This is a genomic window from Streptomyces sp. T028, from assembly GCF_048159505.1.
Taxonomy (GTDB): domain Bacteria; phylum Actinomycetota; class Actinomycetes; order Streptomycetales; family Streptomycetaceae; genus Streptomyces.
In genome coordinates this window covers 231,053-244,374 of sequence record NZ_JBLRVZ010000026.1, presented here as the reverse complement: position 1 = coordinate 244,374, position 13,322 = coordinate 231,053, and the positions used below count along the sequence as shown (strand labels likewise).

Below are 13,322 nucleotides of genomic sequence, written 5' to 3'. Positions count from 1 at the left end.
CTGGAGCACCCCGGACCACGTGTCCGGGGTGCTCCGTACAACGGCGAACGACGCGACGAGCACTGATGAGCGGAGGCCACATGTCCCTGTCGGTAGCGGCCATACTCGCCGAGTCGGCGGCCCGGCGCCCGGACCATCCGGCGGTCGTCTTCGGCGCGGAGGAAGTGACGTACGGGCAACTCTGGCTGAACGCCAGGAAGTACGCCTCGGCACTGGCCGGTCTGGGTGTCGGCCCCGGCGACCGGGTGGCGCTGCTGCTCGGCAACACACCCGAGTTCCCCATGGCCTACTTCGGCGTGCTGGCGCTCGGCGCGGTGGTGGTGCCCGTCCACGCGCTGCTCAAGGCGTCCGAGGTCGACTACGTCCTGCGTGACAGCGGTGCCACGGCCTTGGTCTGTGCCGGATCGCTGCTGTCGGAGGGGGAGCCGGGCGCCGAGGCTGCCGGGGTGCCGCTGGTCACGGTCGGGGCGGACGACGGCGCGGGCGCACCACGTCTCGACGTCCTTGCCGGGCAGGCGGCCCCGGTCGACGGCTGCGCGCCCCGCGAGCCGGGCGACCTCGCGGTGGTCCTCTACACATCCGGGACCACCGGCCGCCCCAAGGGCGCGATGCTGACGCACCGCAACATCACGATGAACGTCGACACCGCTCTGGTCTCCCCGTTCGACTTCCGGGCCGAGGACGTCCTGCTGGGCGCTCTGCCGCTGTTCCACACCTTCGGGCAGATCTGCGGGATGAACACCTGCTTCCGGGCCGGCGCCACCCTGGTGCTGATGGAGCGGTTCGACGCACAGCGCGCTCTCGAACTCATGACCGACAAGCGCTGCTCGGTTTTCATGGGCGTCCCCACGATGTACATCGCGCTCCTCGAAGCGGCCACGCGGGATTCCCGCCGGCCGCCGCTCGACCGCGCCTTCTCCGGCGGCTCGGCGCTTGCGGTCAAGGTGCTCGACGAGTTCCAGCGGGTGTTCGGCTGCCCCGTCTACGAGGGGTACGGCCTGACGGAGACGTCCCCGGTGGTCGCGTACAACCAGAAGGCCTGGCCGCGCAGGCCGGGCACGGTGGGGCTGCCGATCCGGGGCGTCGACGTCGAGATCGCCAGGGCCGATCTGGAGGGCCGGATCGAGCTGGTGCCGGCGGGCACGGTGGGCGAGATCGTCATCCGCGGCCACAACGTGATGGCCGGATACCTCAACCGGCCGGAGGCGACCGCCGAGGTGCTGGTGGACGGCTGGTTCCGGTCGGGCGATCTCGGCGTGAAGGACCAGGACGGCTATCTGTCCGTGGTGGACCGCAAGAAGGACATGGTGGTGAGGGGCGGGTACAACGTGTACCCCCGCGAGATCGAGGAAGTGCTCGCGCACCACCCGGCCGTCGCGCAGGTCGCCGTCGTCGGCGTGCCGCACGACGTCCACGGCGAGGAGGTGTGCGCCGTGGTGGTGGTGCGGCCGGGCACCCGGCCGGAGTCGTCGCTCGGCGCGCAGATCGTGGCCTGGAGCAAGGAACGGCTCGCCGCGTACAAGTACCCCCGCCGGGTCGAATTCGTCGATGCCTTCCCGCTCGGTCCCAGCGGGAAGGTCCTCAAGCGGGAGCTGACGGCCTTTCTCGGCACCCGGTCCTGATCCTCACCCCCGTCCTGATCCTCCCGCCGGCTGCCCGGTCCCGCTGTCCACAACACCTGTTGCACAGACAACACGTGTCGTGGAAAGATCGGTGCCGGACTCCTCGGAAGGGAACAGACACCCATGAGCAAGGACAATGCGGCGCCGCCGGTGGCCGCGGGCGACACCGATCGCATCGGCCCGGATCTCTGGTGGCTCACCGGCATCCTGGTGCTGGGAGGCTTCGCCACCCTGCTGGACAGCACGATCGTCAATGTCGCGGTCGGCACGCTCGCCAAGGAGTTCGAAGCCGGGCTGTCCGCCGTCCAGTGGTCCGTGACCGGCTATCTGCTGGCCCTGTGCATGACCATCCCGCTCAGCGGATGGGCGGTCGAGCGCTTCGGCGCCAAGCAGACCTGGCTGTTCTCGCAGGTGGTGTTCCTCGCCGGCTCGTTACTCGCCGGCCTGTCGTGGTCGGTCGAGAGCCTGATCGTCTTCCGCGTGCTCCAGGGCGTCGGCGGCGGCCTGGTGATGCCGGTCGGCCAGTCGCTGCTGGCCCAGGCGGCGGGGACCAAGCGGCTCGGCCGGCTGATGGGCATCGTCTCGATCCCCGCCATGTTCGCCCCGGTCGTCGGACCGACGCTCGGCGGAGTCGTCATCGACCACATCGGCTGGCGGTGGATCTTCTACCTCAACCTGCCCCTCGGCCTCGCGACCATCCTGCTGTCCCTCCTGAAGATCGACAACGTGGTCGCCCCGGGCGCGTCCCGGCTCGACGTCCTGGGTCTCGTGCTGCTCGCGCCCGGCCTGGGCGCCTTCCTGTACGGCCTGTCCGAGGTGGGCGAGAAGGGCGGCTTCGGCAACGACGCGACGATCGCCGGACTCGGCGTCGGGGCGGTACTGATCCTTGCCTTCTGCGGACACGCGCTGCGCACCCGCTTCGCGCCCCTGATGGATCTGCGGCTGTTCAGGGAGCGCAACTTCAGAAGCGGTACGTCGGCGACGTTCTTCCTGAGCATGGCGATGTTCGGCGCGATGATCCCACTGCCCCTGTACTTCCAGCTCGTGCGCGGAGCGGACGTCATGGAGTCCGGCCTCCTGCTGATGCCGCAGAGCCTCGGCTACTTCCTCGCCATCGTGGTGGTCGGAAAGCTCACGGCCGTTCTCGGGGCCCGCTCGGTCACGATCGCGGGCGTCTTCCTGGCAGTGGCCGGCACCATTCCGTTCGGGCTGATCACGGCCGACAGCAGCAAGGTCATGCTCTGCTCCGCCATGGTCGTACGCGGCTTCGGGTTCGGCGCGGCCATGCTGCCGTGCATGACCACGGCCTATTCGGGTCTGCGGTCCGCCTCGGTGCCGCACGCGACCAGCGCCTTCAACATCTTCCAGCGGATCGGCGCGTCCGTGGGCACGGCCGCGCTCGCCGTGGTGCTCCAGCAGCGGGCGACCAACGAACTGGACGGCCGGGCCGCGGGGTTGACCCAGGTCGTACCAGGCAGCGACATCGCCCACTCGCTGGCTGGCGCCTTCTCGGTCACCTTCTGGTGGGCCCTCGGGCTGACCGTGCTCGCGCTCCTGCCGTGCCTCGCTCTGCCCGGCAGGATGCCCCGCGGCGTGCCGTCGCCCGCCCCCCAGAGCCTGCAGACGAGCGAACCCGCGGTCTGACCCGGTGCACGGCTTGGGCCCGGCCCGCGTACGCGTGCNNNNCCCAAGCCGGTTCATTCGTCCGCCGGGCCGGCCGCCGGGTCCCTGGCAGCGGCCCGCTTGCGGGTTTCGCCCAGCCCGAGGAGCAGCAGCGCCAGCGAGGTGCCGGACCGGCCGAGCGCCGAGTGGTAGAGCCGCAGCACGGCGTTCTCCCGGGAGAGGTCGACGCCGGGCGCGCCGAGGTCCCGGCACAGGGAAGCGAGTTCCGCCGCCGCCTCGGTCCGCCGGAGGATCAGATCGATCAGCGACCGGTCCATCTCCTCGATGTGCGCGTGCTGCTTCACGATGCGCTCGTCGCCTGCCCGGACCCCGTTCACGTTCCCGCTCCGGGCAGCCGGACGAAGGCCTCTCCGCGCACGGTGACGGGACCGTTCTCGATCCGGACCGCGACGGCCAGACGGGCCCGGCGCACCGCCCCGTCCTCGTCGATCGCCGTGACACGAGCCGTGCAGCGAAGACGGGCATGGACCGGGGTGACCGCCGAGAAGCGGACCCGGAAGGACAGCAGGTCCTCGATCGGCACCCAGGTGGTGAGCAGCCGCCCGAGCAGTGCCATGGACAGCATGCCGTGAGCGATCACGTCGTCCAGGCCGGCCGCGCGGGCCGCGTCCGAGTCGATGTGGATCGGGTTGTGGTCGCCGGAGGCGCCCGCGAAGAGCGCCAACAGCGCTCGGCTGATGTGCCGCTCCGGCAGTTCGGGCAGTTCGGTGCCGACTTCGGCGGCCGCCAGGGAGAAGACGGTCATGGCCGCTCCTTCCCGGAGTCCGGGGAACGTACGGCTATCACCTGGTGGAGGTCCGCCACGGGCCCGCCGTCGGCGCCGGTCACCGCCGTGTCGCGTACGACGAACTCCAGCGCCCCGCCCTGGCGGGAGTAGACATCTGTGATCACCGGAGAGAAGGTGAGCGTCTCTCCCGCGTACGCCGTCCGGTGGTAGACGAATCCCTGTTCCACATGGAGCACCAGGGGCAGGTCCACGCCCATCTCGGCCAGCAGGTCCGACGGGTCCGCCAGATCGAGGCCGAAGAGGAAGGTCGCGGGCACCGGCAGGTCCGGATACCCGGCCCGCCGGGCGGCCGCCGGGTCGGTGAACACCGGCCCGGACGCCTCCACCACCTGGTTGAACATCCGCAGCCTGCCCCGCTCCACGTCCATCGTGAACGGTTCGGACCTGGTTCCCACGAAGCTCGGATCGATCACCGGATCACCGCCGGACGGCCCTTCTCCCGTGCCGCGTGCAGCAGTTCACGGTTGCGGATCAGCTTGCCGTTGCTGGTGCGCGGCAGCGCCGCGGCACTGAAGTGGAAAGCCTTGGGGATCTTGTGCGGGCTCAGCCTGCTCCGGCACCAGTCCAGCAACTCCCGCTTGGGCAGGTTGCCCTCGGCGACCAGGTGGGCCTCGATCGCCTCGCCGAAGACCACGACCGCCTCGCTGACGGCCGGGTGCCCCAGCAGCGCGGCCTCGACCTCCGTGAGGTCGACCTTGAGCCCGCCGATGGCCACCACGGAGTCGGCCCGCCCGTTGATCTCCAGCACTCCGGAGCCGGGCCGCAGCGAGCAGCGGTCGTACGTGTTCAGCCAGCCGTCCGTGTACCGCTCGGCACGGTCGGTGTGCAGGTACGGGTTCTCGGGCAGCCGCACCCGCAGCGTCCCGTCCTCGACGGCGGTCTCGACGCCCGGCGCGGGCAGCCCCACCGCCGGCGAGCCGTACTGCCCCGTCAGATCGGTCGCGATGATGCCGACCTCGGTCATGCCGTACGCCTGTCCCACCCGGACGCCGTACCGCTCCTCGAAGCGGACGAACACCTCGGACGACAGCGCCTCGCCGCCGGAGACGGCCAGTCGCAGGGCCGGTAACGGCGGCACCGCGGCGGGCCGGCTGAGCAGGTCGAAATGGACCGGCACCCCGAACACCGCGTCCACCGGGCGCTCGACCATCAGCTTCAGCAGTTCGTACGGCTGCGGTCGCGTGGCGAAGTGCAGCGTGACCCCGGTGAACAGCGCGTGCAGCACGCCGCCGATCAGGCCGAAGGAATGCGTCAGCGAGCTGAGCAGAAGCAGGCTCTCGCCACGCTTGGGCATGTCGGGGAGGCCCGCGAAGCGTTCCACCTCCGCGAGCAGCGACCGACCCGTGCGGCCGACCACCTTGGGCAGTCCGGTGGAGCCCGAGCTGAACTGGAGCAGACTGTGGTCGCTCTGCGCGGCCCGGCCCGTCGGGCGGCGCTCCACCACCACCTCGCACTCGTCCCGGAACACGGCCGTCGACCGACCGGCGGCGGGGGACGTCAGGTGGAACTGCGGCTCGCACAGCTCCAGCAGCCTGGTGGTCTCGGCGGCGGTCAGCCGCGGGTCGAGGAGCATGACCTGCGCGCCCGCGGACCACAGCGCGAACACCGACCAGAGCAGGGTGAAACCCGGCTGCACCTGGACGGCGACCGTGCTGCCGCCCCTGACCCCGTGCGCCCGGAGGGTGCCGAGTGCGCGCTCGGTCTCGGCCTGCAGCCTTTCGCGGGTGACCACGGTCTCACCGTGGGCCCACACCTCGTCGAAACGTTCCTTGTCCGACAGGAGAGCGGCGAGCCAGGCGCTGAAGTCCGTGGCGGCAGCCATCACGTCATCCTTCCCTCAGGATCCAGAGCGTGGTGTCGGGGACCGGCATCCCCGTGGGGGCGGATGCCGGCAGTTGCTCGCGCGTCGGTCACTTCTCGATGCAGAACTCGCCCACCGGCCAGCCGACATGACGTTTGTCGGTGGCGAGGTAGCCGAGCAGCTTGTCACCGGCCTTGAGTTCGGTGACGTTGAGCACCGCCGCGCCGGGACCCAGCACCCGGACGTGCCAGTCGTCCTGCAGCGTCAGGCTGACCTCGACACCGCTCTCCGACGTCGCCCGGATCGTCAGCAGCGGACGCGACTCGAGCTTCACCCGGCCCACCACGATCCGCCGGGTCCGCCCGTCGGCCGTGACACCGAGCACCGTGCCGCCGGCCTTGAGCTCGCTGAGGTAGTTCGTGCGGTTGTCCGCCCCGAGGACGTAGGAGTGCAGGGCACCGGCGTTCACCCGGAACGGCCGGGTCGGCATGTACGGAAGCGGGTGGGTCTCGCTCACGCACAGCACGAAGCCGTGCGCGTACGAGCCCACGAGGATGCCCTCGTCCTTCTCGAAGTGCGTGCAGGTGTCGACGCACACCCGGTCGCCGAGGCCGTTGTGCTCGATGGACTCCACGGTCAGGGTGGTCAGTTCGAGGTCCGGGGTGGTGCTCGCCAGCAGCGAGGTGAGGCCGAACACGTCGCCCGCGTCCTTGGGGGTAAGCAGCAAACCGTCCGAGCCCTTCTCCAGGACGTCCACGATGATGCCGGCCTCCTCGAGGTCGGCGGCCTCGCAGATGAGCCGCCCGGGGGACTTGTCGGCGGCCGCGATCACGATCTCCAGCGGGATCTTGGTCGGATCGCGGAACTTCACCACCGTGTACTCCAGCGCCTGCGCCGCGGCACAGGCCACCTTGAGGGTGGGGTCGTCGACGACCTCCACGAAGGCGCCGGACCGGTCGGGCCGGTCGGCCGCGGCCAGTTTGAGCTTCTCCAGCTCCGCCGTGGACCCGACCCGGGTGAGGACCACGTCGGCGAGGTCGTCCGCCTCCGGGGCGAGCACCGCCCCGGGCTCGGTGACCAGAAGCTTCTGCACCGTCGGCGGCAGGGTCGCGAGCGTGTCGAGCCGGTCGTCCAGAACGCCGGCCAGTCGGGCGTGAACCGTGGCGTCCACGATCGACTCACGCTGGTCGGCGGCGACGGAGCGGAGATCAACCCATGCGAATTTCACAACTACCATCCCTGTGATCGGCACGCTTGGCTGGCAGAACCCTCGCACCGGGCACCAGCGGCCGACATGCTCGATAGGACTGCTCAACCGGGTCCGGCCGCCGCGGGCCCCACCTGCCTGTCCGGCTACCTCCATCGCGCCGCCCGCGACTCCCTTACTGACGCTCCATTCGGGGGCTGCCCCGCCACCGCGTCCGCGCCAGACTCCAGATGCCTGCCGAGGTGGGGCGACATCCCCATGGAAACCAGGAGTTGATGGAGTATGACTGCACGGTCCGACGGCCTCGCCGTTCGGCTGGCCCGGCTCTCCCGGCACCGGGACGGGCGCTTCCTCTTCGTACCGATGGACCACTCGGTGGCCGACGGCCCGATCGTCGACGCCGCCCGCTTCAACGCTCTGGTGGGCGACGTGGTGGCGGGCGGAGCCGATGCGATCGTCGTGCACAAGGGACGGGCCAGGACGGTCGATCCGAGGCTGCTGCGCGAGTGCGCCCTGATCGTCCACCTCAGCGCGAGCACCCCGCATGCGCGCGACGGCGATGCCAAGGTCCTGGTCGGCGATGTCGAAGAGGCGGTACGGCTCGGCGCGGACGCGGTGAGCGTGCACGTCAACATCGGATCCGACACGGAGGCCGCGCAGCTCTCGGACCTCGGTTCGGTCGCCGACGCCTGCCAGCGGTGGAACGTTCCCCTGCTGGCCATGGTCTACCCGCGCGGTCCGCGGATCGCCGACCCGCACGATCCCGCGCTGCTCGCCCATGTGGTGAATGTGGCCGCAGACCTCGGCGCCACCCTGGTGAAGACCGCGTGGCCGGAGCCGCTCGACCGGATGACCGAGATCGTCGAGAGCTGCCCGATCCCGGTGCTGCTCGCCGGCGGGCCGGCGCGAGGAGCCGCCCTCAACGATTTCGCGGCCTCCGTCATGGCGGCCGGGGGCAGCGGCCTCGCGGTCGGCCGCGGCGTCTTCCAGCACCCCGAGCCCGTCAAGGCGGTCCGGGAACTCGCCTCGGTGATCCACGGGTCGTCCGGCTCCTCGGACCCGCTGACCGGCCGGATCCCGGCCGTCGTGCGGTGAGCGGGAACCCGGCCCCGCTCCCGTCCCTCCTCAACCGACTGCCGAAGGAACGACCCATGCATGACGAGACCCGCGCGTTCGTGCTCACCGTGGTGCGCGACGTGATCAACCTGCCGCTTCCGGACCGGATCGACGACCGGACACCGCTGGGTGACGACGGCCTGGGCCTGGAGTCCCTGGCCACGATCGAGCTGATGCTGCAACTCGAGGGCGAGTACGGCATCGAGCTCCCGGAATCGGAACTGGACCCGGAGGTGGTCTCCACCCTCGGTGAGCTCGTGACGGTGGTGGTGGAGCGGCGTTCCCGCGTGGCCGCGGGCGGGGCGGCTCAGTGATCTCCACCCAGGACGTCGTACGGATGCTCCGCGACTGCGGCGTACTCACCGAGGAATCCCAGGACGACGAGATCGTTCTCGACTCGATGACCCTGGTCTGGCTGGTGCACCTCCTCCAGGAGGAGCACGGCATCACGATCCAGCCGGACGACGAGGAGGAACTGGCCTCCTGCACCTCGGTGGGCGAACTCCACCGTCGCCTCACCCGCACCACGTCCAAGGAGGTCGTCCATGACGCATGAGGTGGCGATCACCGGGTTCGGAGTCCTCACCGCCTTCGGCTTCGGCGCCGAGGCCCTGCGCGACGGCGTGTTCGCGGGACGGACCGGATTCACACCGGTCACCCGGTTCGACCCGGCCCCCTACCGGGCGAAGCGCGCCGCCACGTACGAAGGTGACGGGCCCTCCATACCGGAGGTGCCGGTGAAACCCGGCTACACCCCCGCCCAGGCGGAGGTGCTGCAGGCGTGCGCCGTGGAGGCGCTGCGGATGGCGGGGACCGACGGAGCCGGCGCCCCGGTGCTGCTCGGCACGAACGGCGACTACTCGGCGGCCCGCTCCTTCTGGCAGGACCAGGCGGCCGGCCAGGATCCGGCGGACCGGCGCATGCTGGACAGCCTGCCGGCCCGGCTCGCGCACCGCCTGGGTGAGCAACTCGGCCTGGGCCGGCCCAGGCTGGCGTTCGTGAACGCGTGCGTCGCCTCCACCAACGCGATCGCGCACGGGGCGGAGCTGATCAGGAGCGGCGCCGCGCACACCGTCGTCTGCGGCGGTGCGTATCTGGTCACGGAAGACGTCTTCGCCAAGTTCGACTCGGGCAAGGCACTCAGCCGGCGGGGCACCGTCCGGCCCTTCTCGGCCGACCGCGACGGTCTGCTGCAGGGCGACGGGGCTGCGGTGCTGGTCCTGGAGGACGCCGCCCGCGCCCGTGCCCGCGGCAGCGAGGTGCTGGCCCGCGTCACCGGGTGGGGCATGGCCGCCGACGCCCACCACGTCATCCAGCCGCACCCGCGGGGCCTGGGCCTCGCGGCTGCCGCCGGCGCCGCACTGCGCCGGGCCGGAGTCGCACCGGAGCGACTCGGCTACATCAACGCGCACGGCACGGGAACGCCGCTGAACGACGTGGCGGAAACCGCCGCACTGCACCGGATCCTGGGCCCGTACGCGGCCGACGTGCCGGTCAGCTCCACCAAGAGCAGCACAGGCCACATGCTGGAGGCCACCGGGGCCGTCGAGACCGTGATCACGCTGCTCGCCCTGCGCGACGGCCTACTGCCACCCACCGCAGGCCTGACCGAACCGGATCCCGCCTGCGACCTGCACCACATCCCCGGTTCGGCCCGCCCGGCGCGCATCGAGAGCGCGCTTTCCCTGAACGCCGCCTTCGGCGGGGTCAACGCGGCTCTGCTGCTGGAGCGCGCGTGACGGCCCTCGACACGTACGGCGACGCCGGCCCCGGACATCATCCCCGGATCCGAGAGGACGCCCGTATGCCCACCGTGCTCACCAAGCCCCGTGCGATCGCGAGCGCGGCCTGCCTCACCCCGTGGGGTGAGGAGGCGGCAGGCCTCCCAGGAGCCGCCGAGGCCGAACTGCCCAAGGTGACCGGCTTCGTGGTCTCCCGGTTCAGCCCGCTGGTCCACGAGGTGGTGACCGCCTGCCTCGGAGCGCCGGGCACGGCGGACGACCTGGTCGGCGCCGCCGGCCCCCGCACCGCGGTCGTGCTGGCCACCCTCTTCGGCGACACCACGACCACGGACACCGCCACCCAGCGCCTCGTCGCCGACCGGGTGCACAGTCCGCTGCTGTTCTTCCAGTCCGTCACCACATCGATCCTCGGCCACCTGACCAAGCGGTACGGCATCACCGGACAGCTCACCTGTCTCTCGGCCGGCGGCGACCTGGCCGCCGAGGCCCTCCGCGCGGCGGACCTGCTGCTCGACCAGGACGACGTGGAACAGGTCCTGGTGATCGGGGTGGAGACCGAGCCCCGGGAACGGGCCACCTGGGTGCACGGCCTGGCCGCCGACGAGGACGGCCTCGACGCGCTGCCGGCCGGTGACGCCGCCGTGGCCCTGCTCCTGCGCCGCAGGGCCACCGGCCTGCCCGAGCTGCGCGGCATGCCCGAAGAACCGGACCGGGCGGCCGATTCGGCCGCGCCGTGGACGGCGCCGTTCGGCTGGCTGAGGGCCCTCGTCGAGACGGCGCAGGCCGCCGACAGGGTCAAGCGCGGCCGTGTGACGCGAGCGGTGATCCACGGCACCGGTCCGAACCGCTTCTGCGTGGGGCCCGTCGCCCCCTGACGTCTCCCAGGAGCTGTCTCCCGACTGCCCCGACATCCCCCGAGAGGAAGAGGATCCACCTTGTCAGAGGAAAACGAGTTCGCGCCCGACTGCTGCGTGGTCGGCGCGGGGCCGGCCGGGCTGCTGGCTGCGCTGCTGCTCGGCCGCCGGGGCCGCCGGGTCACCGTGCTGGAGCGCCGCCCGGATCCGGGCGGCGCCGCGCCCGCGGCCGGCGGATCCGTCATCGTCCAGCCGGTCACCCTGGGGCTGCTCGACCAGGTCGGCCTGCTCGGCCCGGCGTCGGTCGGCGCCGGCCGACTGCTGGGCGCCGAGGCCTACTTCGCGGGCAGCCTCGCGGGCCGGTACCGCTACGAGGAACTGGCCGACTGCCCCGTCCCGTACGCGCTGTCGCTGCGGCCCGGCGTACTGCTCGACGCCATGCTGACCGAGCTGGCCGAACTGCCCGACGTCCGGCTGGTCTGGGGCGCCGAGGTCGAGCAACTGAGCGGCACCGGCGCGCTGACGGTGCGTACGGCTGCCGGAAGCCAGGAGTACCTGCCGACGTACCTGCTGGCCGCCGACGGCCGTCATTCCGTGGTCCGCGAGCTGGCCGGGATCGCCGCAGAGGTCACGGCGTCGGACGGCGCCTACCTGGACGCGGGTGTGCCGATCCCGCCGGACTGGGACGAGCTGACCCGGGCGCACTTCGGCTCGCACGGCTATCTGCTGGAGACCCGCCGGGGCGAGGACGGACTGGTGATCGTCTGGATCACCGACGCCGGTACGGCGGCCAGCGTGCTCGACGGCCCGGTCGAGGGTCTGCTGAAGGTGTGGTCCGACGTGGTGCCCCGGCTGGCGCCCTGGCTGACCCGGCACATCACGGACTGGGACCAGGTACGCCGAGTGCAGCACTTCGCCGTCCGGGCCGAGGCCTGGACGGCGGGGAACGTGGTGCTGCTCGGCGACAGCGCGCACGGCATGCACGCCTTCGCGGGCCAGGGCATGAACACCTCGCTGCAGGACGCGGTCTGTCTGACGGAAGCCGTCGACCGGGCCCTGAGCGGTCACGGCACCCGGGGGCTCGACGAGTTCGAGCGGCTGCGCCGGCCGTACATCGAGGGACTCCAGGCGCTCCAGGCCACCAACACCCCCGCCAGTGCGGCCCAAGCGGCGCCGGAGCGCGAGCGGGCTCCCGAATTCGAACTGCTCGCACTGGGCCAGCCCGAGATCAGGCCGCTGCTGGCGCGCGCCATGGCGAACCAGGCGCGCTCCGGCGCCGCCGCGAACCACTGACACATCACAGAAGGAGTCCCAGATGGACCGGATCGGCTTCGGCGCCTTCCTCTCGCCGCTCCACCCGCTCGGCGAGGACCCGACCCTGAGCATGTGGCGGGACATGGAGCTGATCGAATGGCTCGACCAGCTCGGCTTCGACGAGTTCTGGGTGGGCGAACACCACTCGGCCGGCTGGGGGACGATCAGCTCGCCCGAGCTCTTCATCGCCGCGGCGGCCGAGCGCACCCGGCACATCAGGCTGGGCACCGGGGTCACCAGCCTCCCGTACCACCACCCCTTCATGGTCGCCTCGCGTGCCGTCCAGCTCGACCACATGACGCGGGGCCGCTTCATGCTCGGGGTCGGAGCCGGGTCGCTCCCCTCCGACATGCACATCCTCGGCATCGACCCGGGGGACACCCGTCCGCGCACCGCCGAGTCGCTGGAGGTGATCCTCCAGCTGCTCAACAGCGAGGAGCCGCTGACCCGTCGTACCGACTGGTTCGAACTGCGCGACGCCAGGCTCCAGGTGCGCCCGTACTCCCGTACCGGCCTGCCGGTGGCGGTCTCCAGCGCCTCCTCGCCGAGCGGGATGCGGCTGGCGGGGCAGCACGGCATCAGTCCGCTCTCCCTGGGCACTCCGCGCCCGGGCACCTCGCCGAGCGACCTGCGGGCGCAGTGGCAGCACGCCGAGGAGGCCGCCGCCGAGCACGGCCGTACCGCGAACCGCGCCGACTGGCGGATCACCCTCCCGGTGCACATCGCCGAGACGAGGGAGGAAGCCTTCACCGACGTGGTCGAGGGGTGGCTCCGGTACCGCAACGAGTACTGGGCGCAGACCCTCGGCCTGCCGATCGCGCTGTCGCGGGCCGACGCCCGCAAGGCGCTGGAGGCCGCGGTCGACAACCATGGCGCGATCATCGGCTCGGTCGACGACGCCATCCTCGCGGTGGAGCGAGTCCAGGAGGCCACCGGCGGCTTCGGCCGACTTCTGGTCACGGTCCAGGACTGGGCGCCCCGGGAGCGGATGAAGAACAGCTTCGAACTCCTCGCCCGGTTCGTCGCGCCCCGCTTCAACGGCTCGCTGCGCGGTCTGACGGCCTCCCAGCAGTGGACCTCGCAGCAGACCCGCGCCTGGGCCGAGCAGCACGGCGCCACGCTGCTCGGCCGCCCTGTGGCGGCGCAGAAGTAGCCGCAGGCCGGCGAAGAAGCCGGCGAAGAAGCCCGGTGGCGGG

14 protein-coding genes are annotated in these 13,322 nt (G+C 71.5%); 9 read left to right on the top strand and 5 right to left on the bottom strand.

Translation table 11 applies throughout. The features are described from left to right. Positions 1 to 80: 80 nt before the first annotated feature. Positions 81 to 1,622, top strand: a complete 1,542-nt coding sequence (locus ACLZN2_RS25030) for a long-chain-fatty-acid--CoA ligase (protein ID WP_416981249.1) — start codon at positions 81 to 83, stop codon at positions 1,620 to 1,622. Between the two features lie 123 nt (positions 1,623 to 1,745). Then, positions 1,746 to 3,266: a DHA2 family efflux MFS transporter permease subunit gene (locus tag ACLZN2_RS25025; protein WP_416981248.1), complete on the top strand. Its 1,521-nt coding sequence runs from the start codon at positions 1,746 to 1,748 to the stop codon at positions 3,264 to 3,266. A 53-nt stretch (positions 3,267 to 3,319) separates the two neighbouring features. Here ACLZN2_RS25025 and ACLZN2_RS25020 read toward each other — a convergent pair whose 3' ends face one another. From ACLZN2_RS25020 to ACLZN2_RS25000, 5 genes are all read right to left on the bottom strand, one after another. Next, positions 3,320 to 3,622 (bottom strand): chorismate mutase, encoded by a 303-nt coding sequence (locus ACLZN2_RS25020; RefSeq protein WP_416981247.1) that lies wholly within the window; start codon positions 3,620 to 3,622, stop codon positions 3,320 to 3,322. Continuing rightward, positions 3,619 to 4,050, bottom strand: coding sequence for a MaoC/PaaZ C-terminal domain-containing protein (locus tag ACLZN2_RS25015; RefSeq protein WP_416981246.1), 432 nt, complete (start codon positions 4,048 to 4,050; stop codon positions 3,619 to 3,621). The genes ACLZN2_RS25020 and ACLZN2_RS25015 overlap by 4 nt, the downstream gene beginning before the upstream one ends. After that, positions 4,047 to 4,505 carry a MaoC family dehydratase N-terminal domain-containing protein gene (locus ACLZN2_RS25010; protein WP_416981245.1) on the bottom strand — a complete coding sequence of 153 codons (459 nt, stop codon included), beginning with the start codon at positions 4,503 to 4,505 and terminating at the stop codon, positions 4,047 to 4,049. Before ACLZN2_RS25010 ends, ACLZN2_RS25015 begins: the two co-directional genes overlap by 4 nt. Further along, a complete protein-coding gene (locus tag ACLZN2_RS25005) occupies positions 4,502 to 5,914 on the bottom strand; it encodes a class I adenylate-forming enzyme family protein (RefSeq protein WP_416981244.1) in 1,413 nt (470 codons plus the stop codon). The genes ACLZN2_RS25010 and ACLZN2_RS25005 overlap by 4 nt, the downstream gene beginning before the upstream one ends. Before the next feature lie 88 nt (positions 5,915 to 6,002). Next, entirely contained in the window at positions 6,003 to 7,121 is a 1,119-nt protein-coding gene (locus tag ACLZN2_RS25000; RefSeq protein ID WP_416981243.1) for a 3-dehydroquinate synthase II family protein, read from the bottom strand. 261 nt (positions 7,122 to 7,382) lie between these two features. Between ACLZN2_RS25000 and ACLZN2_RS24995 the strand changes: the two genes are divergently transcribed. From ACLZN2_RS24995 to ACLZN2_RS24965, 7 genes are read left to right on the top strand one after another with little or no spacing between them, the layout of a single operon-like run. Further along, positions 7,383 to 8,195, top strand: coding sequence for a 2-amino-3,7-dideoxy-D-threo-hept-6-ulosonate synthase (locus ACLZN2_RS24995; RefSeq protein WP_416981242.1), 813 nt, complete (start codon positions 7,383 to 7,385; stop codon positions 8,193 to 8,195). A gap of 56 nt (positions 8,196 to 8,251) precedes the next feature. Continuing rightward, on the top strand, positions 8,252 to 8,530 hold the full coding sequence (locus tag ACLZN2_RS24990) for an acyl carrier protein (RefSeq protein WP_416981241.1): 279 nt from the start codon (positions 8,252 to 8,254) through the stop codon (positions 8,528 to 8,530). Then, positions 8,527 to 8,772 carry a hypothetical protein gene (locus tag ACLZN2_RS24985; RefSeq protein WP_416981240.1) on the top strand — a complete coding sequence of 82 codons (246 nt, stop codon included), beginning with the start codon at positions 8,527 to 8,529 and terminating at the stop codon, positions 8,770 to 8,772. Before ACLZN2_RS24990 ends, ACLZN2_RS24985 begins: the two co-directional genes overlap by 4 nt. Further along, on the top strand, positions 8,762 to 9,955 hold the full coding sequence (locus ACLZN2_RS24980; protein WP_416981239.1) for a beta-ketoacyl-[acyl-carrier-protein] synthase family protein: 1,194 nt from the start codon (positions 8,762 to 8,764) through the stop codon (positions 9,953 to 9,955). Before ACLZN2_RS24985 ends, ACLZN2_RS24980 begins: the two co-directional genes overlap by 11 nt. Further along, positions 9,952 to 10,833: a beta-ketoacyl synthase chain length factor gene (locus ACLZN2_RS24975; protein ID WP_416981238.1), complete on the top strand. Its 882-nt coding sequence runs from the start codon at positions 9,952 to 9,954 to the stop codon at positions 10,831 to 10,833. The genes ACLZN2_RS24980 and ACLZN2_RS24975 overlap by 4 nt, the downstream gene beginning before the upstream one ends. Before the next feature lie 60 nt (positions 10,834 to 10,893). After that, positions 10,894 to 12,105, top strand: a complete 1,212-nt coding sequence (locus ACLZN2_RS24970) for an FAD-dependent oxidoreductase (protein WP_416981237.1) — start codon at positions 10,894 to 10,896, stop codon at positions 12,103 to 12,105. A gap of 22 nt (positions 12,106 to 12,127) precedes the next feature. Beyond that, positions 12,128 to 13,279 (top strand): LLM class flavin-dependent oxidoreductase, encoded by a 1,152-nt coding sequence (locus ACLZN2_RS24965; RefSeq protein ID WP_416981236.1) that lies wholly within the window; start codon positions 12,128 to 12,130, stop codon positions 13,277 to 13,279. The last annotated feature ends 43 nt before the right edge of the window (positions 13,280 to 13,322 follow it).

Bases quoted from the DNA above. Each gene is read 5' to 3' on its own strand.
- ACLZN2_RS25030 (WP_416981249.1), top strand. From the start codon at position 81: ATGTCCCTGTCGGTAGCGGCCATACTCGCCGAGTCGGCGGCCCGGCGC.
- ACLZN2_RS25025 (WP_416981248.1), top strand. From the start codon at position 1,746: ATGAGCAAGGACAATGCGGCGCCGCCGGTGGCCGCGGGCGACACCGAT.
- ACLZN2_RS25015 (WP_416981246.1), bottom strand. From the start codon at position 4,050: ATGACCGTCTTCTCCCTGGCGGCCGCCGAAGTCGGCACCGAACTGCCC.
- ACLZN2_RS25005 (WP_416981244.1), bottom strand. From the start codon at position 5,914: ATGGCTGCCGCCACGGACTTCAGCGCCTGGCTCGCCGCTCTCCTGTCG.
- ACLZN2_RS24995 (WP_416981242.1), top strand. From the start codon at position 7,383: ATGACTGCACGGTCCGACGGCCTCGCCGTTCGGCTGGCCCGGCTCTCC.
- ACLZN2_RS24990 (WP_416981241.1), top strand. From the start codon at position 8,252: ATGCATGACGAGACCCGCGCGTTCGTGCTCACCGTGGTGCGCGACGTG.
- ACLZN2_RS24980 (WP_416981239.1), top strand. From the start codon at position 8,762: ATGACGCATGAGGTGGCGATCACCGGGTTCGGAGTCCTCACCGCCTTC.
- ACLZN2_RS24965 (WP_416981236.1), top strand. From the start codon at position 12,128: ATGGACCGGATCGGCTTCGGCGCCTTCCTCTCGCCGCTCCACCCGCTC.